Annotated in this window: 22 protein-coding genes; 12 read left to right on the top strand and 10 right to left on the bottom strand. The window is 45.3% G+C overall.

Annotated features, from left to right (window positions below):
* The first annotated feature begins 166 nt into the window (after positions 1-166).
* The 3 genes from VEA_RS19055 to VEA_RS19065 all read left to right on the top strand — a co-directional run bounded on the left by VEA_RS19055 (position 167) and on the right by VEA_RS19065 (position 5,163).
* Complete coding sequence (locus VEA_RS19055) at positions 167-2,239, top strand: sensor histidine kinase (RefSeq protein ID WP_006741247.1); 2,073 nt, start codon at positions 167-169, stop codon at positions 2,237-2,239.
* Between the two features lie 213 nt (positions 2,240-2,452).
* On the top strand, positions 2,453-3,580 hold the full coding sequence (locus VEA_RS19060) for a conjugal transfer protein TraF (RefSeq protein ID WP_006741246.1): 1,128 nt from the start codon (positions 2,453-2,455) through the stop codon (positions 3,578-3,580).
* A 191-nt stretch (positions 3,581-3,771) separates the two neighbouring features.
* Positions 3,772-5,163 carry a glycoside hydrolase family 1 protein gene (locus tag VEA_RS19065; protein WP_006741245.1) on the top strand — a complete coding sequence of 464 codons (1,392 nt, stop codon included), beginning with the start codon at positions 3,772-3,774 and terminating at the stop codon, positions 5,161-5,163.
* Positions 5,164-5,262: 99 nt separating this feature from the next.
* Here the strand turns inward: VEA_RS19065 and VEA_RS19070 are convergent, their stop codons facing one another.
* On the bottom strand, positions 5,263-7,299 hold the full coding sequence (locus VEA_RS19070; RefSeq protein WP_005393601.1) for a PhoX family protein: 2,037 nt from the start codon (positions 7,297-7,299) through the stop codon (positions 5,263-5,265).
* Between the two features lie 266 nt (positions 7,300-7,565).
* On the opposite strand from VEA_RS19070, the gene VEA_RS19075 reads away from it, so the two are divergent.
* A complete protein-coding gene (locus VEA_RS19075) occupies positions 7,566-7,904 on the top strand; it encodes a YggL 50S ribosome-binding family protein (protein ID WP_005393599.1) in 339 nt (112 codons plus the stop codon).
* 631 nt (positions 7,905-8,535) lie between these two features.
* On the opposite strand, the gene VEA_RS19080 is transcribed toward VEA_RS19075, so the two are convergent.
* Complete coding sequence (locus VEA_RS19080; protein ID WP_006741243.1) at positions 8,536-9,402, bottom strand: helix-turn-helix transcriptional regulator; 867 nt, start codon at positions 9,400-9,402, stop codon at positions 8,536-8,538.
* A gap of 167 nt (positions 9,403-9,569) precedes the next feature.
* Between VEA_RS19080 and VEA_RS19085 the strand changes: the two genes are divergently transcribed.
* From VEA_RS19085 to VEA_RS19100, 4 genes are all read left to right on the top strand, one after another.
* Positions 9,570-9,815 (top strand): hypothetical protein, encoded by a 246-nt coding sequence (locus VEA_RS19085; RefSeq protein WP_006741242.1) that lies wholly within the window; start codon positions 9,570-9,572, stop codon positions 9,813-9,815.
* A 529-nt stretch (positions 9,816-10,344) separates the two neighbouring features.
* Positions 10,345-11,253 (top strand): LysR family transcriptional regulator, encoded by a 909-nt coding sequence (locus VEA_RS19090; protein ID WP_006741241.1) that lies wholly within the window; start codon positions 10,345-10,347, stop codon positions 11,251-11,253.
* A 301-nt stretch (positions 11,254-11,554) separates the two neighbouring features.
* On the top strand, positions 11,555-12,460 hold the full coding sequence (gene rimK, locus VEA_RS19095) for a 30S ribosomal protein S6--L-glutamate ligase (RefSeq protein WP_005393586.1): 906 nt from the start codon (positions 11,555-11,557) through the stop codon (positions 12,458-12,460).
* Between the two features lie 62 nt (positions 12,461-12,522).
* Positions 12,523-12,951, top strand: coding sequence for an ATP-dependent zinc protease family protein (locus VEA_RS19100; RefSeq protein ID WP_005393584.1), 429 nt, complete (start codon positions 12,523-12,525; stop codon positions 12,949-12,951).
* A gap of 66 nt (positions 12,952-13,017) precedes the next feature.
* Here VEA_RS19100 and VEA_RS19105 read toward each other — a convergent pair whose 3' ends face one another.
* Positions 13,018-13,743 (bottom strand): MBL fold metallo-hydrolase, encoded by a 726-nt coding sequence (locus VEA_RS19105; RefSeq protein WP_012842393.1) that lies wholly within the window; start codon positions 13,741-13,743, stop codon positions 13,018-13,020.
* 323 nt (positions 13,744-14,066) lie between these two features.
* Between VEA_RS19105 and speA the strand changes: the two genes are divergently transcribed.
* The 4 genes from speA to VEA_RS19125 all read left to right on the top strand — a co-directional run bounded on the left by speA (position 14,067) and on the right by VEA_RS19125 (position 20,992).
* Positions 14,067-15,977: an arginine decarboxylase gene (speA, locus tag VEA_RS19110; protein ID WP_041853149.1), complete on the top strand. Its 1,911-nt coding sequence runs from the start codon at positions 14,067-14,069 to the stop codon at positions 15,975-15,977.
* A 1-nt stretch (position 15,978) separates the two neighbouring features.
* Complete coding sequence (speB, locus tag VEA_RS19115) at positions 15,979-16,899, top strand: agmatinase (RefSeq protein WP_006741236.1); 921 nt, start codon at positions 15,979-15,981, stop codon at positions 16,897-16,899.
* Between the two features lie 411 nt (positions 16,900-17,310).
* The gene (gene emrD, locus VEA_RS19120) at positions 17,311-18,516 is read left to right on the top strand and encodes a multidrug efflux MFS transporter EmrD (RefSeq protein WP_012842394.1); all 1,206 of its coding nucleotides are present in this window, start codon (positions 17,311-17,313) and stop codon (positions 18,514-18,516) included.
* 310 nt (positions 18,517-18,826) lie between these two features.
* A complete protein-coding gene (locus tag VEA_RS19125; RefSeq protein WP_081441252.1) occupies positions 18,827-20,992 on the top strand; it encodes a S9 family peptidase in 2,166 nt (721 codons plus the stop codon).
* Positions 20,993-21,208: 216 nt separating this feature from the next.
* Here the strand turns inward: VEA_RS19125 and VEA_RS19130 are convergent, their stop codons facing one another.
* From VEA_RS19130 to VEA_RS19160, 7 genes are all read right to left on the bottom strand, one after another.
* The gene (locus VEA_RS19130) at positions 21,209-22,204 is read right to left on the bottom strand and encodes a porin (protein ID WP_006741232.1); all 996 of its coding nucleotides are present in this window, start codon (positions 22,202-22,204) and stop codon (positions 21,209-21,211) included.
* Positions 22,205-22,419: 215 nt separating this feature from the next.
* The gene (locus VEA_RS19135; RefSeq protein ID WP_006741231.1) at positions 22,420-23,289 is read right to left on the bottom strand and encodes a metal ABC transporter substrate-binding protein; all 870 of its coding nucleotides are present in this window, start codon (positions 23,287-23,289) and stop codon (positions 22,420-22,422) included.
* 35 nt (positions 23,290-23,324) lie between these two features.
* Positions 23,325-24,200 (bottom strand): metal ABC transporter permease, encoded by an 876-nt coding sequence (locus VEA_RS19140; protein WP_006741230.1) that lies wholly within the window; start codon positions 24,198-24,200, stop codon positions 23,325-23,327.
* Complete coding sequence (locus VEA_RS19145) at positions 24,200-24,928, bottom strand: metal ABC transporter ATP-binding protein (protein ID WP_006741229.1); 729 nt, start codon at positions 24,926-24,928, stop codon at positions 24,200-24,202. Before VEA_RS19145 ends, VEA_RS19140 begins: the two co-directional genes overlap by 1 nt.
* Entirely contained in the window at positions 24,928-25,854 is a 927-nt protein-coding gene (locus tag VEA_RS19150; RefSeq protein ID WP_006741228.1) for a metal ABC transporter solute-binding protein, Zn/Mn family, read from the bottom strand. The genes VEA_RS19145 and VEA_RS19150 overlap by 1 nt, the downstream gene beginning before the upstream one ends.
* Before the next feature lie 22 nt (positions 25,855-25,876).
* Positions 25,877-26,431 (bottom strand): DUF6162 family protein, encoded by a 555-nt coding sequence (locus tag VEA_RS19155; protein WP_006741227.1) that lies wholly within the window; start codon positions 26,429-26,431, stop codon positions 25,877-25,879.
* A complete protein-coding gene (locus VEA_RS19160; RefSeq protein ID WP_006741226.1) occupies positions 26,428-26,748 on the bottom strand; it encodes a hypothetical protein in 321 nt (106 codons plus the stop codon). The genes VEA_RS19155 and VEA_RS19160 overlap by 4 nt, the downstream gene beginning before the upstream one ends.
* Positions 26,749-26,760 lie beyond the last annotated feature (12 nt).

The raw sequence follows: 26,760 nt of genomic DNA on the forward strand, positions 1-26,760 counted from the left end.
TTACTGCCTGATCGGTGATAGAAGTCTTTGCTAAAGTTAGCAAAAACCATGCTATAGAAAAGGAGCTAGATCCCACTTCTTAATCACAATTCTTTAACATCCAATCAGTTAAGCGCACTCTTTCACTACCAACTACGATAACTATGTTCAGCCAAACGGAGCTCGTATGCAGCGCACTAAGAATGGGAAAATGTGGCTAACCGCCGTATTGATCAGTGCGCTGGTGATCTTTTTCTACGGTGCTAGCCGAGAGGTGGCCCATCAATGGCTGAGCGTCCAAACTCAACAAGAAGCACAACAGAAACTCCTCGACTACATTGGTGAAGTCCGCCGAGCATTAAAACGTTTCTATCACCTTCCCTATCTCGTCACGAATAACCCAGAAACAATTGCGTTTGTGAAAGGCAATTTAAACTACTATGAGCCACTTCAAGCACAACTGACACAGCTCGATAAAGCCGCGAATACAGAGGGTTGGTTGATTCTTTCAACCTCGGGAGAAGTGTTGGTATCGAGTCTGATCGATGAACGGTTCAGCCGCTCTGACCGCCGTGCGATTGTCGAACAAATACAACGTCAGGGAGAAGGCGTCTCACTGGTGAATAAAACAAAAGGTTCTAGTCCGCTTTACTACCTCTCGGCACCAATTTTTGATGGTTTGGAGATAGCGGGCATCGTTGTTGTTCAAATCAACCTGAGTTTGCTAACGGAGCAGACCATCACCAGCCAAGACATCATCACGCTACAAAATCGCCATCAACGCTTCTTCCTCTCCAGCAGTACAAACTATAACGCCGACTGGTTTAATGAACCGAATAACCAAGTCAAAGTCGAAACTCAAACGCTGTATGACAATACGGTGATTCATTTCTGGACTCTCAATCAGCAGCGCTACTTTGCACACACAGTAAAGCTGGACGACTTAAACTGGTTTGTCAGTTACCTTATTCCGACCAAACCTGTTCAGCAAACGATTAGTGTCATTGGATGGAGCATCGCAGCGCTCCTCCTGCTCCTTATCCTGTTGGTCATCATTGGTTTACAGCGTCGACAAAAACATCTCAATCAGCAGCGTATTCAAGCCTTACTAGAAGAATCGCAACGCCGACTTAAACAGATGATCAATAAAACACATGTTGGTTTGTTGTTGATTGATGAACAAGGTCTATTGTTCGACCTCAACCCAATGGCAAAACGCCTTTTTTGTCTTCCTGAAAGTGTGAATCGTCATACCTTCGCCTGGGAGTTATTTGATGCGGGTAATTCAAATTCGACCACACTCACTTTGCTTAGAGATCTGCCAAAGCATAAGGAACTAGCAGAGATTAGCGCTGTAGAAACCATGGCGCGACGCAGTGATGGCAGCGTATTTCCTGTACTCTTTTCACTCACTAGCTTCCCATGGCACGGTGAGCAGTATTTCCTTGCTACCATAATCGACATTAGCAAACGTAAAAAAGCGGAACAATCGCTGCAGCTAATTAACCAAGAGCTCGCTCAAAGGGTGGAAGAGCGAACTCAAGCTTTAAAACAAGCCCAAGAGCAATTGATTGAATCAAGCAAAATGGCAGCATTGGGCAGAATGTCGAGCGCGATTACCCACGAGTTAAACCAACCATTGACTGGCCTGCGTACCCTTTTAACCACCAACGAGTTGCTAGCAGAACGTGGACAAACAGACATGATGAAAGCCAATAACAAGTTGATTCAAAAGTTGATTGACCGCATGGCGAGCATGACCAGTCAGCTAAAAACGTTTGCCTACAATAAACCAGAAACACTGCACGAGATATCGCTGACAAACGCTTTAGAAGAGACGCTACGCGTCTATCAATCTCAACTCGCAAAGGTAGACGTTCGGGTACGCATTCCCAACGACTTACCCAATATCATTGGCGAAGAGCAACGCCTACAACAAGTGCTCGGCAACCTAATTTCTAACGCATTAGATGCGATGAAAGAGACCCAAGCTCCACAGTTAATGATTGCCGTTACACCCACTACCGATAATGTTGAGGTCGTGGTAAGTGATAATGGGTGTGGGGTACCTTCAGACCAACTCGATACCATGTTCGAACCTTTCCAAACCAGTAAAAAAATTGGTGAAGGACTGGGGTTAGGACTTTCCATCACCGCCAACAATATGCGAGATATGCAAGGGAAAGTCAGTGCGCAGCTCAACGCTGATAAAGGCATGTCCTTCACCTTAATGTTTAAGCTCGCTCCTCATCGTAGCTAACCCAATACCATCCACCTCTTCAGCTTTTCTCCACACAATTAAAGAGCAATAAATCTTGATCAACTTTATAAAGCGAGTTGCCTAACCTACGCTTAACTTGATGAATCGCCACATGCTATTCATCAGCACAATTTTTGGTGGTTGACACCAAGTTTTAGCTCCCACCATCTAATTTATTGATAAGTAATTATTTAAAGTAAGAATGGATGCGTTATGAGAAAACTAACTTTAGCAGCAACAGGGGCGCTTTTTATTTTATCACCTCACGCTTTTGCAGCACCTTACGCAGCAGACGCTCGAAGTCACGGAATGGGAAATACAGGCGTCGTTTCCGCTGACTATTTAACCGCTCCTCTACACAACCCAGCCCTAGGTGCTCTCTATCGAGAAAATGACGATATCGGCCTACTCATTCCTGCTCTCGGCGTCAATATTCACGATGAGGATGAAGCTTTATCAGCCGTTGATGATGTTCAAGACCTTTACGATAGTATTCAGGGCATTCCCACACCTGCGAACGAAGCCGAACTTAATCGACTACTCGATCAATTAGATAAGAGTGCTCCAGTCGTCATTAACGGAGGTCTGAGCCTCGCGATTGCGATTCCGACACGCTACATGTCGGTAAACCTTTTTAGCGCTGGTTATGTGGAGATACTTGCGGCACCCGATATCTCAGATTCAACAAACACCGCAGATCGATACCTCAATTCTGCCGTCGACCTAGCGGCTTTCGGTAGTGCGGAATATGGCGTTGCCTTGGCTCGCGCTTACACGATAGGTGGGCAGCAATTCGCATTTGGTATTACGCCCAAATACCAACAGCTTAAAACCTATACGCAGCGTACAACACTAGATGACTTTGATATCGAGGATTACGACAAAAGTGAAGTATCAAAGAACACGTTCAATATGGATCTTGGGGTCGCTTGGTATCACAACGCATTTAGAGCTGGTCTCTCGTTAAAAGACGTCTTCGAACAAGATATAGAAACAAAACTAGGCAACTATACCTACGAACTCACGCCACAAGCGACCCTTGGTATCGGCTATGTCGGGGACTATGTCGCTCTTAGCCTAGACGCCGATCTCACCAAACAAAAGCGCTTTAAAGAGCTCGACGATGACACCCAGTTTATTCGCGTTGGTATCGAGGGGAATGCTTGGGGATGGGCGCAACTCCGTGCTGGTTATGAAGTTGACCTAGAAAATAACCTCGATAACTCGGTGACAGGTGGCATTGGCATCAGTCCTTTTGATGTGATCAGTGTAGACCTAGCAGGGTCTTACGCTGGCGATAACCAGTTTGGCGCAGCGGCGAATTTAGCATTTACGTTTTGAATACGAATGCCAACCTAAATTCACTTAGGTTGGCATTGTTAACAACCATCCTATATCTCAATGTTTATCATTACTGACGTTTGGTGATGAACTGATAAAAACACGATCTCGCTACAAGTATCGAGATGTCTCCTACACTATTCTCAAGCAATAAATCCACAAACATTTCCTAAATATAAAGAGTGAGAAACATGATTAAGTTTCCAGATAATTTCCTTTGGGGTGGTGCCATTGCGGCAAACCAGGTAGAGGGGGCATACAACTTTGGGGGGAAAGGTTTATCAACATCAGATATGTTGCCAAACGGCATTCTAAGCCCGCATCAAACGCGTGAAGAACGAACGCCTGGTATCAAAGATCTTGCGATCGATTTCTACAATCGCTATCCAGAAGATATTGCCCTGTTTAAAGAGATGGGATTCACCTGCCTGCGCTTGTCCATCGCTTGGAGTCGTATTTTTCCTAATGGTGATGAACTGGAGCCAAACGAAGAAGGACTGGCGTTTTACGACAAAATTTTTGATGAGCTAGCCAAACACAATATGCAACCATTTGTGACGCTTTCTCATTACGAGATGCCTTACGCCTTGGTTGAGAATTATGGTGGTTGGGGCGATCGTCGAGTGATCGAGTTTTTCGAGCGTTACGCTAAAACCGTGTTAGAACGCTACAAAGACAAAGTGAAGCTGTGGCTTACCTTTAACGAAATCAACATGTCACTTCATGCGCCATTTACGGGAGTGGGCTTGCAAGAAGACGCCAGTGAACAAGACATTTATCAAGCGATTCACCACCAGCTTGTAGCAAACGCGAAAGCGGTAAAACTGTGTCAGCAAATCGTACCAAACGGCAAGATTGGTAACATGCTGCTTGGCGCAATCAACTACCCATACACCTGCAACCCTGATGATGTGCTTGCTGCTATGCATGAAAACAATAAGTGGTTGTTCTTCGGTGATGTGCAGACTCGTGGTCAGTACCCAGGCTACATGAAACGTTACTTCCGTGAAAACGGCATTGAAATACAAATGGAAGCTGGCGACTTAGAAGAAATTGCATCGGCCAGTGTCGATTTTATTTCCTTCAGCTACTACGCAAGTGGCTGTGCGAGTGCCGATCCGAAACAGAAAGAAGTGGGTAACATCGTCGATAGCGTACCAAACCCATACCTTGAAAAGAGCCAATGGGGCTGGTTGATCGATCCAAAAGGCCTGCGCGTTTTGCTTAACTTCCTTCACGATCGTTACCAAAAGCCGCTATTTATCGTCGAGAATGGCTTAGGCGCTCGCGATGAATTCGATGAAAACGGGGAAATCCAAGACGATTATCGAATCTCATACCTTAATGATCATTTGGTTCAAGCACACGAAGCGATTCTTGATGGCGTTGAGTTGATGGGCTTCACCAGCTGGGGGCCAATCGACTTGGTGGCTAACTCAACAGCCGAAATGAGCAAGCGTTACGGTTATATTTATGTCGATCGTCATGATGATGGGCAAGGAACGCTAGAACGTAAACGCAAGAAGAGCTTCTACTGGTATCAAGACGTGATTCGTACTTCAGGCGGTTCATTGAAAAGCTAAGCCTGTTGTCTGGATATAAAGTGCGACTGGGCATTCGCCTAAACCATCAAGCCCTGCATTTGCAGGGCTTGAATTTTAAGGTGTTAATGCATTTAGAGATTAAACTGCAATCTCTCCACCGTCTTCACGTCGAATGACAACCGTCGCCGCTCGTGGGCGCACAGAAACACCAGCAGGCGTTTCTTCGGCGGCATCTTCACTGTATGGCCAGTTGCCTGGGTGCTGAATATTCACAAACAATGATTTGTAATCAGGGCTGATAGTAAAGCCTGTCACTTCACAACCATTTGGTCCAACAAAGAAGCGTTTAAGCTCCGCTTGGTTATCCGCACCAATCACTGCTTGGTCACCATTCTCATCTGTCAGCTTAGATGGCACAACAGCCAACATCTGATCATTAGTGTAAGACGTAACTTCATCTGCACCGTTATCGGTCTGAATCCACAAAATACCACGGCCATCAAACGCTAATCCGTCAGGGCTAGCAAACTGGTTTAGCTCATTCAGGCCAGAACGGTTGGTATCTGCATCACCATTTGCTGGCGAACCAAAGACAAAAATATCCCAAGTAAAGTCTGTAGCTGAAGCCCCTTCATCCCAACGAATAACGTGACCAAACTTATTGTTCAAACGTGGGTTCGCAGGATTGGTTTCATCAGTACGGCGCGTATTATTCGTCAATGTTAAGTAAACCGAGCCTGTAAATGGATCAACCGTACACCACTCTGGGCGATCCATTGGGGTTGCCCCAACGAGGTCAGCCGCGCCTGCCGTATTAATGATAATTTCAGCCAATGAGTTGAAGTGATCCGCTAACGTACCACCAGATTTTGTTACGCTATCAAGCGTCAACGGCAACCAAGTACCTGTGCTGTCTTCATTGAAGCGCGCAACATACAGTGTGCCTTTGTCCATGTACTTGTCACCCATCGCCAAACGGTTATCAGGGTTAGCATCTGCTGGATCCCACGCTGCCGCAGATTCAAATTTGTATAGGTACTCAAAGCGAGAGTCGTGACCAGAGTAGAATACCACTGGTTTGCCTTCTTCAAGCTTACCAAAAGTACAGCCTTCGTGACGGAAACGACCTAGTGCAGTACGCTTCTTCGCACGCGAGTTTTGCGTGTAAGGGTCAATTTCGACGATGTAACCGTGACCATTGGCTTCATTACGGTAATCATCCATTGCACTTGCTCCTGTTGGAGCCACGTTAAAGCGAGAAAACTCATCGAGACGCTCTTCTGCATTTCCTGCAAGTGTTTCCCACAAGTAGCGTGTGCTTTGGTCATCAACACCAATGCGATCTTGTTCTTCTGTACGAGTCCCGGCGTTAACAAAGTAACCTGGCCAGTTCTCTTCACAAGTTAAGTAAGTGCCCCATGGCGTGTAGCCGTTGCCACAGTTGTTTAACGTACCACGTGCTTGGCTGCCATCTGGCGAGAAACGAGTGACGGTTAGTGACGTGTGCGCCACTGGGCCAGATAAGTCCATTGCTGTCGCACCAGTGTAACGGCGGTTTAGTGGATCAGTATCGACTAGCTTCCACATGTTATTTTCAAGCTGAATACGAACCACTGACACACCGTGCGCGTTAATCTCTTTACGCACTTCATCTACAATGGTACGTACGCCATTTTCAACCGTCGGACCGTTTGGATGCAGTGCTGATGTATCAATGTACTCGTGGTTAATACATAGCAAGCCATCTGTGGTGCTATCGTTCAATGGGAAAAAATGCATGCCGTCATGGTGCATGCCTAGCGCATTTAACTGATCGGTACTGGTGTTGGTACCATCATTTTGCCATGCGCTGCCTTGTGCATTAAGTGGTGTTCCCCAAGGTACCAATACTTGTGCGGTGTAGCCTTGTGGAATTGAAACGGCGTCAGTGAGTGAGCCAGGGATAGATTCAAAGTTAAGAACGGCTTTAGATACGCCCGAGCCACTGCTTACTGTACTTCCTGAGTCCGATGAATTACAACCAGCCAATCCGAAAGCACCAAATGCGGTCATCGCACTGATACCTAAACCACCTTTCAGAATGCTGCGTCGAGATAGGCTCGCTTCTAATACTTCTTCAAATGGTTTGTTTTCACTTTGGTTATAACGCGTCGCGTCAAAGGTTTCCTTGCTCATTTTTACTTTCCCGATCTTATAGTTTAATTAATAAATAAGTGATTAGTTGAACGGCAAGAAGTTTGGAGAAGAAAAATGACAAAAGTGCTTAAAACATATGAAACTTGTGTTTAATTAGTGCAGCAAACTCAGCAGCGTTACCAATTGAGCAATTAAGTTTTGGTCACATAATCACCAACTGTATCGCTTCATTCTGATTTTACTTGGGCTAAAGTGTGATAGAAGGTATAAGGTGTACGAATTCAAATCATCTACGAGAGATAATCATGAAATTAGACAAGATCGATAACAAGAGCCGTCGTATCCGTAAAAAGCTGTTCTTAGGTGAGTTCGCAATCCTAGGTTTCGAGATCAGCTGTGAAACAGACATCAACGACTTCGACCGTTACGATGCATTCGTTGATGACTTTATCGACTACATTGATGGGCTTGGCCTTTGCTTCGGCGGCGGTGGTTTAGAACTGTTTGAAGGCTTCCTATGCTCTACTGACCGTTACGGCAGTGCTACTGAAGAGCAAAAAGCACAAGTTATTGCATGGTTAGAAGCACGTCCAGAAGTGAAAAGCGCAAAAGCTGGCGACTTGGTTGACGCAAACTACCTGTAAGTAACAGAGTCATACTGACAATAATAAAAAGCTGGTCTCCGGACTGGCTTTTTTACTTTTGGAAGTGTGTGATAGTAAAAGTAGAGTGCTGGGAGGTTGTGCGGAGTGAATGTGATTGTGGCGTTTTTGAGCTGGCAATCAGCGGGAAACGGCGTTCCACTGCCAGCTCGTGCCTTTAGGTATCATTAACTATGATTTTTTAGCTGGTGCGTCTTTCGCGTCTTTCCAGTATTGAATGCGCACACGATGTAGCTGAGCTCTTCTAGTCTTTTTCATAGTAAAATCCCTCATCTTATATAAGTAACGCTCCTTATGGAGCTTATTGTCTAAGGTCGAATCCCCTTCAATCTATAAGGGAACCAATTATTTAACCGTGACCAATTTCACAACATAATGATAATTACCGATTTCTTGCAGTCATCTTTGGCTAGTAAACGGCGTATTATCTCTCTGACACGGTTAACTTACTCACCAGATATGACAGAAAAATGGCAATCAAGTTCCCTATATTATCTGTCACTGAATCTTAATAATGATTCCTGAAAAATTTTGCAAGTAAGATATCAATTGCCCATCACTTTCAGCCGAGTAACTCTTTTCGCGTTCGTGATCGCAGTTGTGTGCGACCCAATTAAGGCTGGATTCGCTGCTGATATTGCTGACGGTACTCGCGTGGCGTAAGCCCTTTATACGTTTTGAAGTGACGATTAAACAGGGCTTGGTTTCGATACCCTACTCTCTCAAACACAATTCCAATCGGCAAAGGCGTTGATTGCAGCAAATCTGCGGCATGATTGATCCGCAATTTCATTAGGCGTTGGCTAAACGGCTCTTTAAAGTGCTTTTGAAACAATCTTGTGACCGCACTGTCACTCAGTGATAAATGGTTCGCCAAGTTCGCGAGCGTCACTTTGCTAGCAAAGTGCTGTTCGAGATACGCGTTGACACTTGCCACTCGTTCTCTTTCCTGTAATTCGTGTTCACTCATCGATAAGTAAGAGTGAGTCATCAGTGTTTTCGCCCCTTCATCGTGAGCAATCAGAGACAAAACATGGAGAAATCTAGAGAGTTGCTCCATTGCAGGAAACGTCATGAGCTCATGTAGAAGATCCACAACGTGCTGAGCTGTCCGCTCAGAAAACACCACACCTTTGTTGGCCGCCTTTAAAAGCGGATCAAGCTTTCGAAGCTCTGCGCAATAGAACATCAAATTGGCAATCCACTCACGCTTAAACCAGATCACATGAGTCTCGCACTTGCTCTCGACCAATGTGGAATGAATAGAGTGAGGCACACCTGGCGCGATCAATAGCATTTGGTTGTGAGTAACTTCTAATTCGTGATGACCAATATGCAAACTGCCAGTGAAGTGGCGATGGATGACTAATTCAAACACATCATCGTGAAAATGGAGATCGTACTCTTTTTCTGGCTCATCAATGCGACGATAGCGCCAAGAAAAACCTGGTCTTTGCGGTACTTTTTCGATGTGTGCCATTGGCTACTCCACAAAATAGTATTGTTTCACGCTCAAATAATATCAGTATTGCCAGCTTAATCTTCATCACGCCGAAATAGTATTGATATTAAGCGGCATACTATCAACTTTGTGTCGTCACGCTCCTTATTGTTGCCTTGAAAGACAAGATAACTAAGGAGGCTTTCATGAGTCACTTCACTGTCAAGCTACGCCAAGCCCTGCACAAAACACGTGATGAATGGGCAACATTCGCCATCAAAGAAATGGAAATTCCACCTGACACTATCGCCAAATTTTATGGCTACAAATCGAGTTGTGATCTTGAGCAAATTCTTAAACAGGATGAAAACGACGCCAATTCGGACATTTGCTCGACACCTTGTGCGAGATCTCTTACAAGCAATGTAAGCAAAACGACCATCATTGACTAAGACAAAATCGAAAAACCAACATAAGCCATTGAAAATTATCAGTTATATCATTTCAAGCAATATTCGCTGCCAAAGTTTTTTTACCTAGCTAATTGAGAGTAATCAGCAAAACATCAATACTGATTGTGTCGACAGGATGTTGGCGGGAACAGGAAAAAAACCTAATGGACTAGGTATCTTCAGGATGAAGATTTGGTAGCTTAGGATGAGTTATCAGCAAGGATGTAGTTAAGCTCTAGGATAGAGTTCGCCCGTCAGGATGATAGGCAAGAATGGACACCGCTAGGAAGGCGATGAACAAGGAACTCGGTTAAAGGACTTAACCACAATCAAGGATAGATGCAGGGAGCACCTATAGTAGCCGGATTGCTGCGAAAAAGAATAAGCCCCGTCTGGGAAACCAGGCGGGGTTTTATTTTGTCTGGTATTTATTATTCACAAGGCACCCGATTCTCTTGCGTCGATTTATTTCGTGCCGTGCTATCATTTTCTCTACGTCTTTCAGCAAGCTCACAGCAAATCTCACATTATGCTTAATCCTGTTTGGTTACATACATTTAAGACATTGATTGAAGTCGGTCATTTCACACAAACGGCAGAGAAACTTTTTATGACCCAACCTGGTGTCAGCCAACATATCAAAAAGTTAGAGCAAAGTTGTCAGCATGCGCTGATCAAACGTGAAAACAAAAGCTTCGAATTAACAGAGCAAGGTCGGATTGTTTACGCCTACGCGCTGGAGTTAGAAGAAAGAGAGAAAGCGTTGCTCGAAGAACTCAGTTTTGATGATGCATTTTCAGGTCACTGTAAACTGGCCTGTTCTGGCGCAATGGCATTGATGCTGTATGGCCCTCTTTTAGAAAAGCAAAAACAGCACCCAGGCTTATCGCTGCATTTAGAAGCCGCACCCAATCACTCGATTCTCAATGCAATAACGGAAGGAAGCATTGATATTGGAATCGTAACTGATGTTCCTCACAAAGGTTTATTTCACAGTGAAAGAATTGGTAAGGAGCAGTTGTGCTTAGTCCTACCTAATCAATACCGCGAAAAGCAGATAACACCACAACTCTTGCACGACTGTGGTGTCATTGCCCATCCTGATGCCAAGCACTACATGACGCTGTTTTTTGACCAATGCGCGGAACAAGAGCTCCAAGAAATTAAGATGAGCGATTTACCATTGTCCGGCTACGTGAATCAATTAAGCCAAATTTTACTACCTGTGAGTAAAGGACTCGGCTTCACCGTGCTGCCTCAAAGTGCTGTCGACAACTTCCCACAAAAAGATACCTTGCACATCGCACAACTGAAAAACACCGTGTGTGAAGAGTTATTTTTAGTTCGCAAACGCAGTCGTGTTCTGTCACTGCGCTATCAAACAATTAAAGATGTGTTATTGGACGTCATCACAAACTCAAAACAAACTACAGAATAGCCTAGCGTTTTAAACTCGTCGTAATCCGTTTGCTTAAAAAAGTCCACAGACAACTTCCGGCTTACAACGCTGAGAATGTCCGATGATTCAACAAATTATTTTTGTCGTAACGACGAGTTTTTTTCGTTTTCTTCTCGCGAGAAAAAAACCTAAGGTGCGCACCTCTAACGAAGTGGTTGTCCAACCACACATCTAAATCGTTGAAGTCAGTAGGTAATATCACCTAAATATCACATACCTGCTGCATTCTATACTCTATACTTATATTTTTAATTTGGTACTGACTTACTAAGGAATTGCCATGCGTATTGCTATTCTCTCTCGTAATGAGAATTTATATTCAACCATGCGCCTAAAACAGGCAGGTGAAGAGCGTGGACATCAAGTAGACGTCATCGATACTCTGCACTGTTATATGGACATTACGAGCAACAACCCTAAGATCCGCTATAAGGGTGAAGAATTGCCACAATACGACGCTGTGATTCCTCGCATCGGTGCATCCATCACATTCTACGGTACCGCGGTTGTACGTCAGTTTGAAATGATGGGCACATTTTGTGTCAACGAATCGGTCGCGATCAGCCGCTCTCGTGACAAATTACGCTCGTTGCAACTGTTATCGCGTAAAGGCATCGGCTTGCCGCGCACTGGCTTTGCTCACCACCCTGATAACATTCAGGACGTGATCAAAAATGTTGGTGGCGCACCTCTAGTGATTAAATTACTAGAAGGCACTCAAGGCATCGGTGTTGTGCTTGCTGAAACCAACAAAGCAGCAGAAAGCGTGATCGAAGCATTCATGGGGTTGAAAGCAAACATCATGGTGCAAGAGTTCATCGAAGAAGCTAAAGGCGCAGACATACGTTGCTTTGTTGTCGGTAATAAAGTGATTGCAGCGATGAAGCGCCAAGCGAAAGAAGGCGAGTTCCGCTCTAACTTACATCGCGGCGGCTCTGCACAGTTAGTGCGACTAAGCAAAGAAGAACGCGCTACTGCGATTAACGCGGCAAAAGTCATGGGGTTAAACCTATGCGGTGTAGATATCCTTCAATCTAAAAACGGCCCAGTGGTAATGGAAGTGAATTCTTCACCAGGTCTTGAAGGTATCGAGCTCGCTACAGAAAAAGACGTTGCTGGTATGATTTTCGACTTTATCGAGAAAAACGCAAAACCACACGCAAACCGTACTCGTGGTAAAGGTTGATAATTGTTTGAGTGAGAGCCTGCTTAGTAGGCTCTCGTATTACTCATCGCTAGGATGACACTATGAATCAGAAAATGATCATTGGGAACGCCGAAGCTATTTGCTTACCTGAGTTAGGGATTACTCACCTTGAAGCGCGCATTGATACGGGCGCACAAACCTCTTCATTGCATGTAGATAACATTGATTGCTTTGAAAAAGATGGTCAGTCTTACGTTGCATTCGATCTACACCCGGATGTTTATCATTTAGAACAAGTGGTTCGCTGCACAGCGAAGCTAAAGGCAAACCGTAAAGTTAAATCTTCAAACGGTACCTTTGAGCATCGCTGCGTTATCACCACCATGCTGCGCATGGGTGACAAACAATGGCCAATCGACATTACATTGACCAACCGTGAAAAAATGACTTACATGATGCTGTTAGGTCGTCAGGGCATGGCAGACAAAGTGCTGGTAGACCCTAGCCAATCTCATTTATTGGCATCTTAACCCCGTAGCTTCAGATGAGTGATCGAGCATCTTTGTTGAGCATCACTCGTCTGGCTTTATCTTCGTCTACTTCCTGCTAAATAGCGCAAACAACAAGCCCTTCGCTTTGACCTTTGTAACACGCCAATGGGTCATCGGCTTAGTCGGCGCAGTATGCAGAATGTGCTGATACGCTTTCTCATCAAAAGTCACCTCTCCCCCATGCGCCAAAAGCAAACATTGCGGATTCATCTCAAACACACGCTTTAATGATTGGCGATATTGGTTTGGATGAAATATGGGAAACGGCGCAATCAGGTGTTTCTTAACCTGCACCATCAAATCCGCCACATACAATACATCTTGTTCAGAATGATAAACCGACAAATCTCTATCGGTATGTCCCTGCGTTTCTAGTACCTGCCAATCATCAAACCCCGGAATACACTCACCATCGATGAGTTCGATATCGGGCTTTAACTTGCGCGAATACCACAGGTTTTGCTTTGGTTTACGCATCCGGTTCGCCATCCAGCGCGCTAACATCAAATCGGTCAAATACATTAGCCAACCATCTACACCGCTATACCATTGGCTCTCTCGCTTTGCGGCTAATAGCTTACATCCAGTTAAATCACGCAGTTTGTGCGCGCCACCAGCGTGGTCTGGATGCATGTGAGTTACAACGACCAACTTTAGGTCAGAAAAAGGACGATGGAGTTGATGTTCAATAAAATCTTTAAGGTGAGGAATATCTGCTCGACTTGCACCATCAAGCAACATTAATTTATCGGGATATTCGGCGAGATACATGGTCTGAATGTATCCCTGAATTCTGTGCAGCTGCAAAATATGTCCTTATTTGAGTGAGATTTTTCATGACCGCTTCCATGCTGGTCAGACCAACTATAACAGCTGAATGGACGCACTGGTAAACAAATGTTCACATCAGCGCACGACAAGAAATCATAATCGAGATGATAGATTTTAATCATTAGACTCAGCGGCACTTTTATCCGTTAATGCGCGCACACGGAGTTCGTGTCAGGGTATGAGGTTAATGCCTCATGATTTGCTTTTTTGTACTTTTCCTTCTAATTAATTAAGGACTTAAGTACATTTTTGTGAGAATCGAGTTGGAAAAAGCAACTAAATTAGACCGCATCCGCGCGGACTACAACGTTCACTACTGGAGCCAAGGTTTCTACGGTATTGATGACCAAGGCGAGGTTTACGTATCACCTCGTAGTGATCGTGCACATCAAATCCCTTTCAGTGCCATTGTAAACGAGCTAGAAGCGAAGCAGTTAAATCTGCCTGTATTAGTGCGCTTCCCGCAAATCGTGCACCAACGTGTGCATGGAATTTGCCACGCTTTCAACCAAGCAATTGAAGAATACCAATATCCAAACAAATACCTGTTGGTGTACCCAATTAAAGTAAACCAACAACGTGAAGTGGTGGATGAAATTCTAGCGAGCCAAGCTCAACTAGAAACCAAACAGCTTGGTCTTGAAGCGGGTAGCAAGCCAGAATTGTTGGCAGTACTTGCATTGGCTCAACAAGGCAGCTCCGTGATCGTGTGTAACGGCTACAAAGACCGTGAGTATGTGCGTCTTGCACTGATCGGTGAAAAGCTGGGCCACAAAGTATTCATCGTACTAGAGAAGCTTTCTGAGCTGGATCTGGTGCTAGAAGAAGCGAAAAGCTTGGGCGTAAAACCGCGCCTTGGTTTGCGCATTCGCCTCGCCTCTCAAGGTGCAGGGAAATGGCAAGCAAGTGGCGGTGAAAAATCGAAGTTCGGTTTGTCTGCATCGCAAGTGCTTAGCGTTATTGAACGTCTGAAACGCGAAGGCAGCCTAGATGCGATGCAACTGGTTCACTTCCACCTGGGTTCACAGATGGCAAACATCCGTGACGTACGTAATGGTGTGAATGAGTCTGCACGTTTCTACTGCGAACTGCGCGCACTGGGTGCAAACATCGAATACTTCGATGTGGGCGGCGGTTTGGCAGTCGACTACGACGGCACACGCAGCCAATCATCGAATTCGATGAACTACGGCCTTGCAGAGTACGCACGTAATATCGTCAACACAGTGGGCGACGTGTGTCAGCAATACGAACAACCGATGCCAGTGATCATTTCAGAATCCGGTCGTTCACTGACAGCGCACCACGCTGTATTGATTTCTAACGTAATTGGTACAGAAACGTACCAACCGGAAGAAGTGTATGAACTTGGCGCAGATGCTCCACTTTTGCTACAAAACATGTGGCGAAACTGGGAAAACTTACAAGATGGTACAGACGCTCGTGCGTTAATTGAGATCTACAATGATACCCAAAGTGATTTGGCAGAGGTACACTCTCAATTCGCAACTGGTGTGCTTAACTTGGAGCAACGTGCGTGGGCAGAGCAACTGTCACTGCGCATTTACTTCGAACTAAGCCGCAAGATGAGCACTAAAAATCGCTTCCACCGTCCGATTCTGGACGAGTTGAGTGAACGTCTTGCAGATAAGTTCTTCGTGAACTTTTCTCTCTTCCAATCTCTACCAGATGCTTGGGGTATTGATCAGGTGTTCCCTGTTCTGCCACTTTCTGGTCTTGGCGATGCGGAAGAGCGTCGTGCTGTGATGTTGGACATCACCTGTGACTCTGATGGCGCGATCGATCACTACGTTGATGGTCAAGGCATCGAGAGCACGCTACCTGTACCAGCTTGGAGCAAAGACAAACCGTACCTAATGGGCTTTTTCCTAGTAGGCGCATACCAAGAAATCCTTGGTGACATGCACAACCTATTTGGTGACACCCACAGTGCAGTAGTCAATGTTGATGAACACGGTCAATTTGAGATCAGTTATATCAATGAAGGTGATAGTGTAGAAGACATGATGCGCTACGTTCATATCGACGTGGATGCGATTCGTGACAATTACAAACAATTGGTTTCCCAACGAGTTGAAGCCAATGAACAAGCACAAATCCTAGCAGAACTAGAACAAGGTCTAGCGGGATACACCTATTTAGAGGACTTCTGATATGAATGATTTGTTTACTAAAAACGATTATTCGCTTTACTCCAACTCTATGTCGTTTTTACGTCTACCGTACATTCGTAATCCGGTATCGGCAGACGCAGACGTTGTGGTGCTAGGGGTTCCTCTGGACATGGCTACATCTGGTCGTCCAGGCGCGCGCATGGGTCCAGATGCGATTCGCCGTGCCTCAGTCAACTTGGCATGGGAAGGTAAGAAGTTCCCTTGGGACTTCAACGTATTGGATAAGCTGAAAGTGATCGACGCGGGCGATCTCGTGTTTGACTGTGGTGATGCGGAAGATTTCACTTACCGTCTAGAGGCGGCAACCAGTGAAATTCTAAAAAGCGGTAAAACCATGTTGGGATTGGGCGGTGACCACTTCATCACACTGCCTATCCTGCGTGCCTACGCGAAGCATCATGGTCAAATGGCTCTGATTCACTTTGACGCTCATACGGATACCTACGCAAATGGCAGTTCATACGACCACGGTACAATGTTCTACCATGCGCCGAAAGAAGGTTTGATCTCTGCGAAGAACTCAGTACAAATCGGTATTCGTACTGAATACAAACAGCAAGATCACGGCTTCAATGTGATTAATGCGATGCAAGCGAATGACATGTCGGTGAACGAGATCTTAGAAGAGATTCGTCGCACCGTCGCAGACAAGCCAGTGTATGTTACTTTTGACATCGACTGCTTGGATCCAGCCTTCGCACCAGGAACAGGTACACCCGTTTGTGGTGGCTTGAACTCAGACAAAGCACTGAAGATCATTCGTGGCTTAGCCGGTATGAATATTGTGGGTATGGATGTTGTAGAAGTATCGCCTCCGTACGACCACAGTGATGTTACCGCATTAGCGGGAGCAACCATCGCGCTAGAAATGCTTTACGCATACGCATCTGGCCGCGAATAAACATAATCATTTCTAAGGGAGCTTCGGCTCCCTTTTTGTTCATGGTGCCTTCTACAGTCTTTTCTTCGTTCGAACCATGTCTTGCTCTGGCTAACCAAAACAATTCTTCTCCCCTCGATTTTAACCATAAAAACCAATGACCTATAAGTAGGTTTACATTCACAACAAATAAGAGATTTAACGTAATTCAACAAAGAAAAGCAGCCTATTTCCGAATGCAAATTAAGATTAGTTTTTCTAATGCATATTATAGATTTTTATCTTGCTCAACTTCACACTTTTCGATTGCTAATTGTACACGCAAAGACTAATATCTCGCGCAAATAGCCCCGTAACACCAAAAGTCTGTTGGCACTCTGCATTAGAGCGCTAAGGGTTTTTACGTCTTAAATTTTTTGGAGAGATACGCAAATGTCTGCTTCGTTTCCATTAGCGAAACTTACCTTTTTAATCGCAATATTGACTGCCGTGGGTCAAATGACCCAAACAATGTACGTGCCTTCAATCGGTCATATGGCGGGTGAGTTTTTGGTGTCTGCGTCATCACTTCAAGCTGTGATGGCTTGTTACCTGATTCCATATGGCTTATCGCAATTCGTGTACGGTACGTTATCGGACCGCTTAGGTCGCAAGCCAATCATCATAGCAGGCCTACTTATCTACATCGTAGGTACATTGGTGGCGCTCTTTGCACACCAATTTGAATGGTTCTTGATTGGTAGTTTCATCCAAGGTTTAGGTATTGGCTGCGGTGGTGCGATGTCACGTACTCTGACTCGCGACTGCTTTGAAGGTTCTGAGCTACACAGAGCAAATAGCTTAATCAGCATGTGTGTGATTTTCTCACCATTGTTGGCTCCCGTGCTTGGCGGCTACTTAACCGAAGCGTTTGGCTGGCGCTCTAGCTACCTATTCTTAGCGCTGTTTGGCATTGCAGTGGTGATTACCATGATGACCAGCATGATGGAGACGCTACCAAAAGAGAAACGCAAGTTCGAACCAGTAGCCAAAAGCTACAAACACGTTTTATCAGATCGCCGCTTCCAAGGCTTTTTGATTTGCCTGGTTGCAACATTCGCTGGTGTGGGTGTATTCGAAGCAGCGGCTGGGGTGTTGTTAGGTGGGGTATTAGAATTACCTGCAACAACGGTAAGTTTGTTGTTTATATTGCCGATCCCAGGTTACTTGGTGGGCGCAGGCTTATCTAGCTACATCGCAAGACGTCGCTCTGAGCGTCGTGCTTTAAATGTGGGCTTGGTATCGATTTTTGTTGGCTCTGCTATTGTGCTCATCCCTGGCTTGTTTGGTTTAACCACGGCGTTAACGCTGGTTGGTGGCGCAACCGTGTACTTTTTGGGTGCGGGTATCCTATTCCCAGCCGCAACAACCGGAGCAATTGCTCCGTTCCCTTACCACGCGGGGACAGCTGGTGCGACTCTGGGTGGCATGCAGAACTTGGGCGCCGGTATTGCAACCTTGCTTGCATCGCTATTCCCAGCGCATAACCAAATGCCGCTTGGTGTTTTGATGATGGCAATGTCGGTAATTGCAATGCTTGGGCTCATGTGGGTAAATCGAGCGCACAACCACTCAAACGAAGTGCCGCAAGTCATCTGATCATTATCGACTAACGTTCAAAATCCAAAAGGGACACACTCAACAAGTGTGTCCCTTTTTTCATATCACACTATATCGATTTCCCGATGAGAATGATTTAACTTTCGAATTGATATTTGTTAAAAATAACAGCTGCTTACACAATGTGTTTTCAGCTCCCTTCAAATTGAGTAGCCAACTCGGAAATATTGAGGATTCTCACTTTTTGGCATACCTCATAACAAAGAATGGACAACTGAAAACCACTAACGAAATGAAAGCCCAGCCCTCAGGATGAGGCCACTTGGGTGTATAATAAGGACAAAAACAGATGCGTTTCACTTTAACTACGTTGGCCGTCTCGGTCGCGCTTGTCGCCGGATGCAGCAATCAAGGAACTCCCAGCATGACTCAATACTCCCAATCACAGATCGTTGCTCAACAAACTCAAGCTCCGGTTGCGAAAAAAGTCCCTCACGCGATGACTATTCATGGTGATACTCGCGTTGATAACTACTACTGGATGCGTGACGACGAACGTAAAGATCCGGAAATTTTGCAGCACCTAGAGCAAGAAAATCAGTATGCGGAAACCGTTCTCAAGCACACTGAAGCTCTTCAAAATGAGCTATTTGAAGAAATTAAAGGTCGCATAGCAAAAGACGACAACTCCGTTCCTGTGCGTAAAGGCAACTACTTCTACTCAAGTGAAGTGACCGGAGATAACGAATACGAAGTTCACCTTCGAGCTAAAGACTTTGCAGGCAAAGACAAGCAAGTCATTTTAGATGTCAATGAACTTGCAAAAGAACATGAGTTCTTCAGTATTGGCGGCTTGTACGTTAGTCCGAATGAAAACTTACTAGCGTATGGCGAAGATACATTAAGCCGCCGCGTTTACACTCTTAAGATCAAAGACCTGAAAACAGGCAATTACCTACAAGATGAAATCGAAGGCGCCTCAAGCGCGATTGCATGGCAGAACGATAACAACGCCTTTTACTACATCAAAAAAGATCCACAGACCTTGCTGGGCTACCAAGTGTATCGTCATGTTTTAGGCACGCCACAAAGCAGTGATGAGTTGATTTTTGAAGAAACCGACAGCGCCTATTACACCTCACTAAGCAAAAGCAAAGATGGCGAAGATATTTATATCTGGCATTCCAGTACAGAAACCAGCGGCGTCTCCATCATCGATGCGAACAACCCTAAAGCAAAGGCGAAGCCTTTTTATCCTCGTGAAAATGGCATTGAATACAGCATTTCTAAGCTAGGCGATTGGTATTACATTTATACCAACTATCAAGCCGTGAACTTCCGTTTGATGAAAGTTAAGCAAGAAGAGATGCACGATCGCTCTAAGTGGCAAGACGTGATTGCCGCAGACGACAACACTCAACTTGTCGACTTCGAGCTATTCGATGATCACCTCGTCTATGAGCAGCGCTCTAACGGCCTAGCAAGCGTCACTGTACGTCAGCTCTCTACAGGAAAAGAATTCCCCCTCACATTTAATGACGATGCGTTTGCAGCCTATTTGACAGGTAACCTAGAGCTGGATAACGAGAAAGTTCGTATTTATTACAGCAGTTTAACCACTCCAGGAACCTACTACGATTTCGATCTAAAAACGGGCGAGTCAGAAATCATGAAGCAAACACCTGTACTTGGTGATTTTAATCCTGACAATTACCAATCAGAACGCATTATGATTACAGCCCGTGACGGTAAAGAAGTACCCGTTTCTTTGGTGTATCGTAAAGACTTATTTAAGAAGGATGGTACGAATCCACTCTACCAATATGGTTATGGATCTTATGGTGCAACCATTGAGCCAACTTTCCGCTCGACACGTTTGAGTCTATTAGACCGCGGCTTTGTTTACGCCATCGCTCACATTCGCGGTTCTGAAATGCTTGGCCGTCCTTGGTATGAGGATGGTAAAAAACTCACCAAGCAAAACACATTCAACGACTTTATTGATGTAACTAAAGGTTTGGTTGAACAAGGCTACGGCGCGAAAGATAAAGTCTTCGCTGTTGGTGGCTCTGCAGGTGGTCTCTTAATGGGGGCTGTCATCAACCAAGCACCAGAACTGTACCGCGGTATCGGTTCACACGTTCCGTTTGTGGACGTGGTAACCACCATGCTCGATGAATCGATTCCACTAACCACCAATGAGTATGATGAATGGGGTAACCCAAATAACAAAACATACTATGACTATATGTTGAGTTACTCGCCTTACGACAACATCAAGGCGCAAAACTACCCAAACATGTTGGTAACGACTGGCTTGCACGACTCTCAAGTACAGTACTTTGAACCAATGAAGTGGGTCGCCAAACTTCGTGAAATGAAGACAGACGATAACGTCTTGTTGTTCAAAACCGATATGGAAGCCGGACACGGCGGCGCATCTGGTCGATTTAAACGCTTAAAAGAAGATGCGCTAGAGTATGCGTTCTTCCTCGATTTACTCGATAAAAAATAATCGTTTCAATTAAACTGCATCTCTAACAACAAAAATGCCCGCAACTTGCGGGCATTTTTTTATAGACGCGCTCTCTAAACAGAGAGTTGGGGTACCTAAGCACATCATTACCAGTGTCTCTTATAGCCAACGGAAAGCAGAAAGAAAAACGCCTACTCACAACGAGTAGGCGTTAACACAATAAATGTGTTTAGGCAGTAGAAACTGGCCTATTTATTAGAAGTAGTAACGAGCACCTAGAGTCCAGTAGTCGTTCTCTTCGCTAGTGTAATCGTTACCTAGGTCAAACTGGTAAGCAGCAAACGTTACGAAAGCAGGAGTTACAGCGTACTCTGCTTGTAGCGCAGTTTCGCTTGAAACTGTCTTGTTGTCTTCTTCGTCTTCTACGCCTTCGTAGTTAACGCTGAATGTCCAATCGTTCACGCCGTATGCCAAAAGAGCTTCAATTTGAGAAGTCTCTTTACGCATCTCGTAGAAGTAATCGTTCATACCGTATACTACTGCTGCGTATAGACCTGAACCGTACTGACCGTAGTTTACAGAGAATAGGTGTGATTCAGCGTTCTTAGTACCTAGAGTCGCATTTTTAACATCACCGCCGCTGTATACGTAGCCTAGGCCAAAGCCAGCTACAGAACCGCTCAGTGCAACTTGACCACGTTGCTCGTATGTTGTTGCATCTGAAGTTTGCTCACCTTGCCAACCTAGACCTAGGTTGAAAGCAAAGCCTTCACCAAATTCAAAACCTTTACGGTAGCTAAGCATTTTATCAGCACGAGCTGAGCCTAGGTTGCCGTGGTTGTCGTACAAAAAGTCGTTCGCAAACGCGATTGGTAGATCCGCAACACCAGCGACATCGTAGTAAGGTGACCATTGAGTACCTGCAACAAGGCGACCGTACTGCTCGTGAGTTGCACCGATGTAACCTAGACGAGTTTTGAATGACTGTTCACCACCATTTAAGTAGTTAAGCGCCCATTCGCCTTTAGCGTCGATAGTGATACCGTTGCCAATGTCTTTCTTACCCGCGACGTTAATACGTGGAGACACTTGATGAACTTTCACATCTTCCTCGTAGTACTCACCCACGCCAACTGAAACGTGACCGCCGATCGATAAAGATGTACCATCGCTGTTATAAACTTCTGCTGCGAAGGCCTGTGAACCACATGCTAGTGCCGCCACTGCAACGGCTAGAGTTTTCATTTTCATTGTTAACATCCGTATAGTTGTTTGTACCGGTTCGCTTAGAGACAGATTAAATCCGAATCAATCGCAACGAACACATAACAAAGTAGTAATGAAATAGAAATGAAACAAACACTTTCTTATGCAACCAGTGGTATTAATGCTCACGTTTTGAACTAAGTCACAAAAAAATAGGGAACTTTTCATTCCCCATCATAAAATCTGTGGCTTTTTACGTGTCACATCTCCCAACGTGCGAGTGGCTTCTCAGTTTTGATACCCTTACTGCCCCAGCGGTCAATAACATCAATTTGCAGTATACGACTCGGTTTAATAAGCGATGTCAAGGTTTTCGACGGTCGTTTATCCGTAACTAACCATAGCGTTTTATCTTGTTCAAACTGAGCTTTTAAAGATAATTTGTCTTCTTCTGTCCACTCGAGTTCTGGCTTAAATTCGCGCCCAACCACAAACAATTGGTTGCCAGAGACAAAGTCCTCTAGTGACTCACTCATCAGTACCACTGAATCGATGCCTTTATCGAAGATCTCTGCCTGTTGTTGGTTGAGCAGTTCACGCACATTGAGCATAAAAGCCTGTTGATTCGTTTGAATCGCCTTTTGGTGCTCAGGATATACACGTTGTAGATCCTCTCCAACAATGCCCGCCATTCGGATTAAGTTTGTAGGGTTCAGCCACGCGTACTTCGATGTTGACCCGTTTTCCAATGTCAGTACTGCAACTCCTTGAGCTCTAGGAGAAATGGCCTGCGATGCATCGATTTCAATCAAGTGAATGTTGCCCTGTCGAGCGTAAACATAAGTCGGGTCTTGTTTCCAAATCGCACCAAGAGTAATAGCAACCGTCGCGGCTTGACCCGCTTGCTTAACTTGCTCTGTACCTTTATTTGCGAACCAGTTCTCAAGACGCTCAACGCCGTAACGCTTTGGAGGCAGATACTGAGTCTCTATCCCTGTACCTTTCATGAGTTGCTCAGACAACATGTACGTGACGGGAGTGCTGGTTAAAATATCTTTGGCCATCGCCAATGATGACAATGTACTCATCGCCATCAATCCTAAACCTAAAGTAAGAGTTTTCATTTTCATGTCGAGATACTTAAGTTGGGTAGGTAAAAGCGTTATCACGCCTTACGAATAATTCGATAAACCGTTGCAGTTAAGAAGAAAGCAACGGAAACAATGATGATCGACGCGCCCGATGGCACCGGTAAGTCGAGCTCCATTGGCAATATGGTGCCAACCAAGCAAGCAACCGTCGCAAGCAGAGAAGAAAGCAATACAAAGCTTCCCATTCGCTTGGTGAGCAACCTAGCTGTCGCACCAGGGATCAATAGCAGGGCACCTACTAACACGGCACCAATGATCTTCACTGCGGCGATCGTCACTAAAGTGATCATCATGACGAATAGGTAATCGTAAAAGCTGGTATTGAAGCCACGCACGCGAGCAATATCTGGGCTGATACACGTGAGCAAAATGCGATTAAATGTTGGAATCAGCAGCAGCAGGATGATCAAGCAGCTCACTGCAAGCAACGTGATGTCTCTATCGGTCACCGTCAAAATCGAACCGAACAGTACGTTTTCTAGCATGTGTATGTTGATCTTACGTGCGACGTACATCAGCAACGCCGCCCCGACCGCCAGAGCTAACGCCAGAAATACACCGACCAACGTGTCATAAGGTACATTGGTGCGATTTCTCACGAAGTGCAGCAGCAACGCAAAGATCATGCAGAAGCTAAACAACCCTATGATTGGGTTTTCTGGCGGTTCACCAAGTAAAACACCAATAGCGATACCCGTCAGTGCTGCGTGGCCAACTGCTTCGGAGAAAAACGCCAGTCGCTTGGCGATGACTAATGTACCAAGACCACCAAGTAATGGTCCTAATATCAACGCAGCCACAATTGCGTTCACCATGAAGGCATAAGAAAAGCTATCGCTTAACCATCCAGCTTCAACGCCGCTAACCGCTAACTCTCGTAACCAATCCATTATGCAGCCTCCACTTTTGCTGTGTAGTGCTTGAATAATGTTTCTATACGATCAGGACTTAACACATCTGAGTGGTGCCCTGACGCCACAATTTGACGATTTACGACATGGACCTGCGCGTCTAAACGGCGCACTGCGGTCACGTCATGGTGTACTGCCAGTACCGTTTTGCCTTCTCCAACGACTTCATGAATCAAACCTTCAAGGTACCGAACACCTTGCTCGTCCATCCCAGTTGTAGGTTCGTCTAAAACCAATAAATTGGGCTCATCCAGTAAAGCTTGCGCAAACAAAACACGCTGTTGTTCACCGCCAGAGAGTTGCCCCATACGACGGTCGCTACGCGTTGCCATACCCACGCGATCCAGCTGGGCCAGGGCATGTTGAGTTTGTTTCGTTTTACGTCGCCAAAATAGAGGGATACGAGTTTGGTTAAGCAGTACAAAATCCATCACGGTTAACGGGAGGCTTGCTTCAAACATCGCTTTTTGTGGCACATACCCTATCTTCCCCGATGCTGCTGATGGTTCTGGCCAATTGAGTGCAATGTTTCCCGAAAATGGTGTTAGCCCAAGTATCGAACGAAGCAAAGAGGTTTTCCCACCACCATTCGGCCCCATGATAACGTGGCATTTCGCGCTCTCGAATTCAGCGCTGATGTTCTGCAAAATAATATTGTCGGCGTATTTCAGGCCCACGTTATTTAAGGAAACGAAAGGACCTGTCATTACGCCTTTTCCCCTGCTCGCTTGCTCGCAACAAACTTCATTGCTTCAATGAGCGTTTCCACGTTATCTCGCATCTCAACCTCGACTTTATCAGCCTCATACTCACCGTGAGTCATGTGAGAAAAGCGATAAAGCTGCACCCCTGTCGCCTCTTCGATGGTATCAACAAAACGGTTCGGCATATTGAGCTCATAAAACAGCACATCAATGCCCGATTCACGAATTTTCTCAATCGTTTCCTGCAACTGACTGGCACTTGGTTCAACACCATGAGCAGGCTCAATGACAGCTGCGACGTCAACACCAAATTCCTGAAGGATATAACCGTAAGCATTATGGGTTGTCGCCACCTTCATACCAGCCGTGTCCAACTCTCCAAGAGACAACATTGCATCACGCTTCATCAGGCGGAAAGTTTTCGCGTATTTACGAGCATTTTGGCGATAAAAAGTAGCGTTGTCTGGGTCCAGTTTACTTAGCTCACTCGCGATGGTGTAAACCTTTTGAATAGTGGTCGATAGACCAACAAAGGTGTGAGGGTTCACTGCACCTTGACCAACTGACTGCCCCATCGCCGGTAACAGAGGCACTTCTTTGTTTGCTTCGATAACCACGAGATCATCACGCTGAGAGGCTTTGATCACTTTCAGTGCAAAATCGTCATGACCAATACCATTGATCACTATCGCATCCATTTCATTCAAACGCTTAAGATCATTGGGTTGCGGTAAATAGTTATGAGGGTTAAAACCAGCATCGACCAGAGGAATGATGTTCGCCTTGTCATCAACAACAGCTTTGACATAGCTGTAATAAGGTTGAAGCGTAATACCAATACTGAGTTTATCGGCAGCAAAGCCAGTAGAAGACACCGTCAATAACACGGTGGCTGTAAGAATACGACGTAAAAGAGAGCGTTTGATCATAGTAGTTATCAATTATGTTGTCTTAATGGGCGTGAGAATGGGAAGAAGAGGAATCTGACAGAACGATTTGTTGCCAGCCATGCTGGCGGCGTTTTGCTAGATCGCTTAGTACCTCCGCATTTAACGATCGGCTAGAATCACTAAACCAAATATCAGCTTGAGAGCCACGGCTATCCAGAAGCATAGAGGCAGAACCTTGGGCATTTTTCTTCATGCCAATGTAGACTCCGTCATCGATTCGTTTCCACTGATGAGACCCTTTGCGCTTCCAATTTTGGTCTTTTACGAATGGAGCAATCCAAAGCGCCTCCATGTCAGAGACCTCAGGCCAAGTTCCAGTTTCTAGCTGCAAATCACGAATCTCTTCATGAGCAAGCTTAAGTTCAGCGATCAAACCCAACTCGTTTTGATGTAAGTCCGTGATTAAAACTTGATGAGCCTGTATGTCTGACTTTTCAGTCGCGACCTGATGGTAGGGCATAAGTATGGCTGCAAAACCGAGAATCGCTGCGATAGTCAGTGCGACCCACTTTCCTTCTCGGTTACCATCATCAGGGCGAACTTTCTGTACACTCATTTCTCTTTCAGCTCAACGATATCCACTTCCACCGGGCTTTCATGTCCGGCATCAAATACCAAATAGAAATCTGTTTCAGGGTGAGTAAATTCTGCGATGGAACGCTTATCTGTTTTTTCTTTGGCGATCAGATTGTCGTCGTAATCGTACATTTCGACATCGTAGTCGACCGCTGTCGATCCATCCGAGTAGCCCGCTTCACAAATCACTTTATCTTGCGCCAAGTGACAACTCATCAGAGGGAAATGTGCAGCAGCGTGAAAAGAAGTAAATCCAGAAAAAATCAAAGCAGCTTTGAGAAGAAAAGTGTTATTCATGATGATTCCAAA

It is taken from the genome of Vibrio antiquarius (genome assembly GCF_000024825.1).
Lineage (GTDB): Bacteria > Pseudomonadota > Gammaproteobacteria > Enterobacterales > Vibrionaceae > Vibrio > Vibrio diabolicus.

Bases quoted from the DNA above. Each gene is read 5' to 3' on its own strand.
- VEA_RS19055 (WP_006741247.1), top strand. From the start codon at position 167: ATGCAGCGCACTAAGAATGGGAAAATGTGGCTAACCGCCGTATTGATC.
- VEA_RS19060 (WP_006741246.1), top strand. From the start codon at position 2,453: ATGAGAAAACTAACTTTAGCAGCAACAGGGGCGCTTTTTATTTTATCA.
- VEA_RS19065 (WP_006741245.1), top strand. From the start codon at position 3,772: ATGATTAAGTTTCCAGATAATTTCCTTTGGGGTGGTGCCATTGCGGCA.
- VEA_RS19070 (WP_005393601.1), bottom strand. From the start codon at position 7,299: ATGAGCAAGGAAACCTTTGACGCGACGCGTTATAACCAAAGTGAAAAC.
- VEA_RS19075 (WP_005393599.1), top strand. From the start codon at position 7,566: ATGAAATTAGACAAGATCGATAACAAGAGCCGTCGTATCCGTAAAAAG.
- VEA_RS19080 (WP_006741243.1), bottom strand. From the start codon at position 9,402: ATGGCACACATCGAAAAAGTACCGCAAAGACCAGGTTTTTCTTGGCGC.
- VEA_RS19085 (WP_006741242.1), top strand. From the start codon at position 9,570: ATGAGTCACTTCACTGTCAAGCTACGCCAAGCCCTGCACAAAACACGT.
- VEA_RS19090 (WP_006741241.1), top strand. From the start codon at position 10,345: ATGCTTAATCCTGTTTGGTTACATACATTTAAGACATTGATTGAAGTC.
- rimK (WP_005393586.1), top strand. From the start codon at position 11,555: ATGCGTATTGCTATTCTCTCTCGTAATGAGAATTTATATTCAACCATG.
- VEA_RS19100 (WP_005393584.1), top strand. From the start codon at position 12,523: ATGAATCAGAAAATGATCATTGGGAACGCCGAAGCTATTTGCTTACCT.
- VEA_RS19105 (WP_012842393.1), bottom strand. From the start codon at position 13,743: ATGTATCTCGCCGAATATCCCGATAAATTAATGTTGCTTGATGGTGCA.
- speB (WP_006741236.1), top strand. From the start codon at position 15,979: ATGAATGATTTGTTTACTAAAAACGATTATTCGCTTTACTCCAACTCT.
- emrD (WP_012842394.1), top strand. From the start codon at position 17,311: ATGTCTGCTTCGTTTCCATTAGCGAAACTTACCTTTTTAATCGCAATA.
- VEA_RS19125 (WP_081441252.1), top strand. From the start codon at position 18,827: ATGCGTTTCACTTTAACTACGTTGGCCGTCTCGGTCGCGCTTGTCGCC.
- VEA_RS19130 (WP_006741232.1), bottom strand. From the start codon at position 22,204: ATGAAAATGAAAACTCTAGCCGTTGCAGTGGCGGCACTAGCATGTGGT.
- VEA_RS19135 (WP_006741231.1), bottom strand. From the start codon at position 23,289: ATGAAAATGAAAACTCTTACTTTAGGTTTAGGATTGATGGCGATGAGT.
- VEA_RS19140 (WP_006741230.1), bottom strand. From the start codon at position 24,200: ATGGATTGGTTACGAGAGTTAGCGGTTAGCGGCGTTGAAGCTGGATGG.
- VEA_RS19145 (WP_006741229.1), bottom strand. From the start codon at position 24,928: ATGACAGGTCCTTTCGTTTCCTTAAATAACGTGGGCCTGAAATACGCC.
- VEA_RS19150 (WP_006741228.1), bottom strand. From the start codon at position 25,854: ATGATCAAACGCTCTCTTTTACGTCGTATTCTTACAGCCACCGTGTTA.
- VEA_RS19155 (WP_006741227.1), bottom strand. From the start codon at position 26,431: ATGAGTGTACAGAAAGTTCGCCCTGATGATGGTAACCGAGAAGGAAAG.
- VEA_RS19160 (WP_006741226.1), bottom strand. From the start codon at position 26,748: ATGAATAACACTTTTCTTCTCAAAGCTGCTTTGATTTTTTCTGGATTT.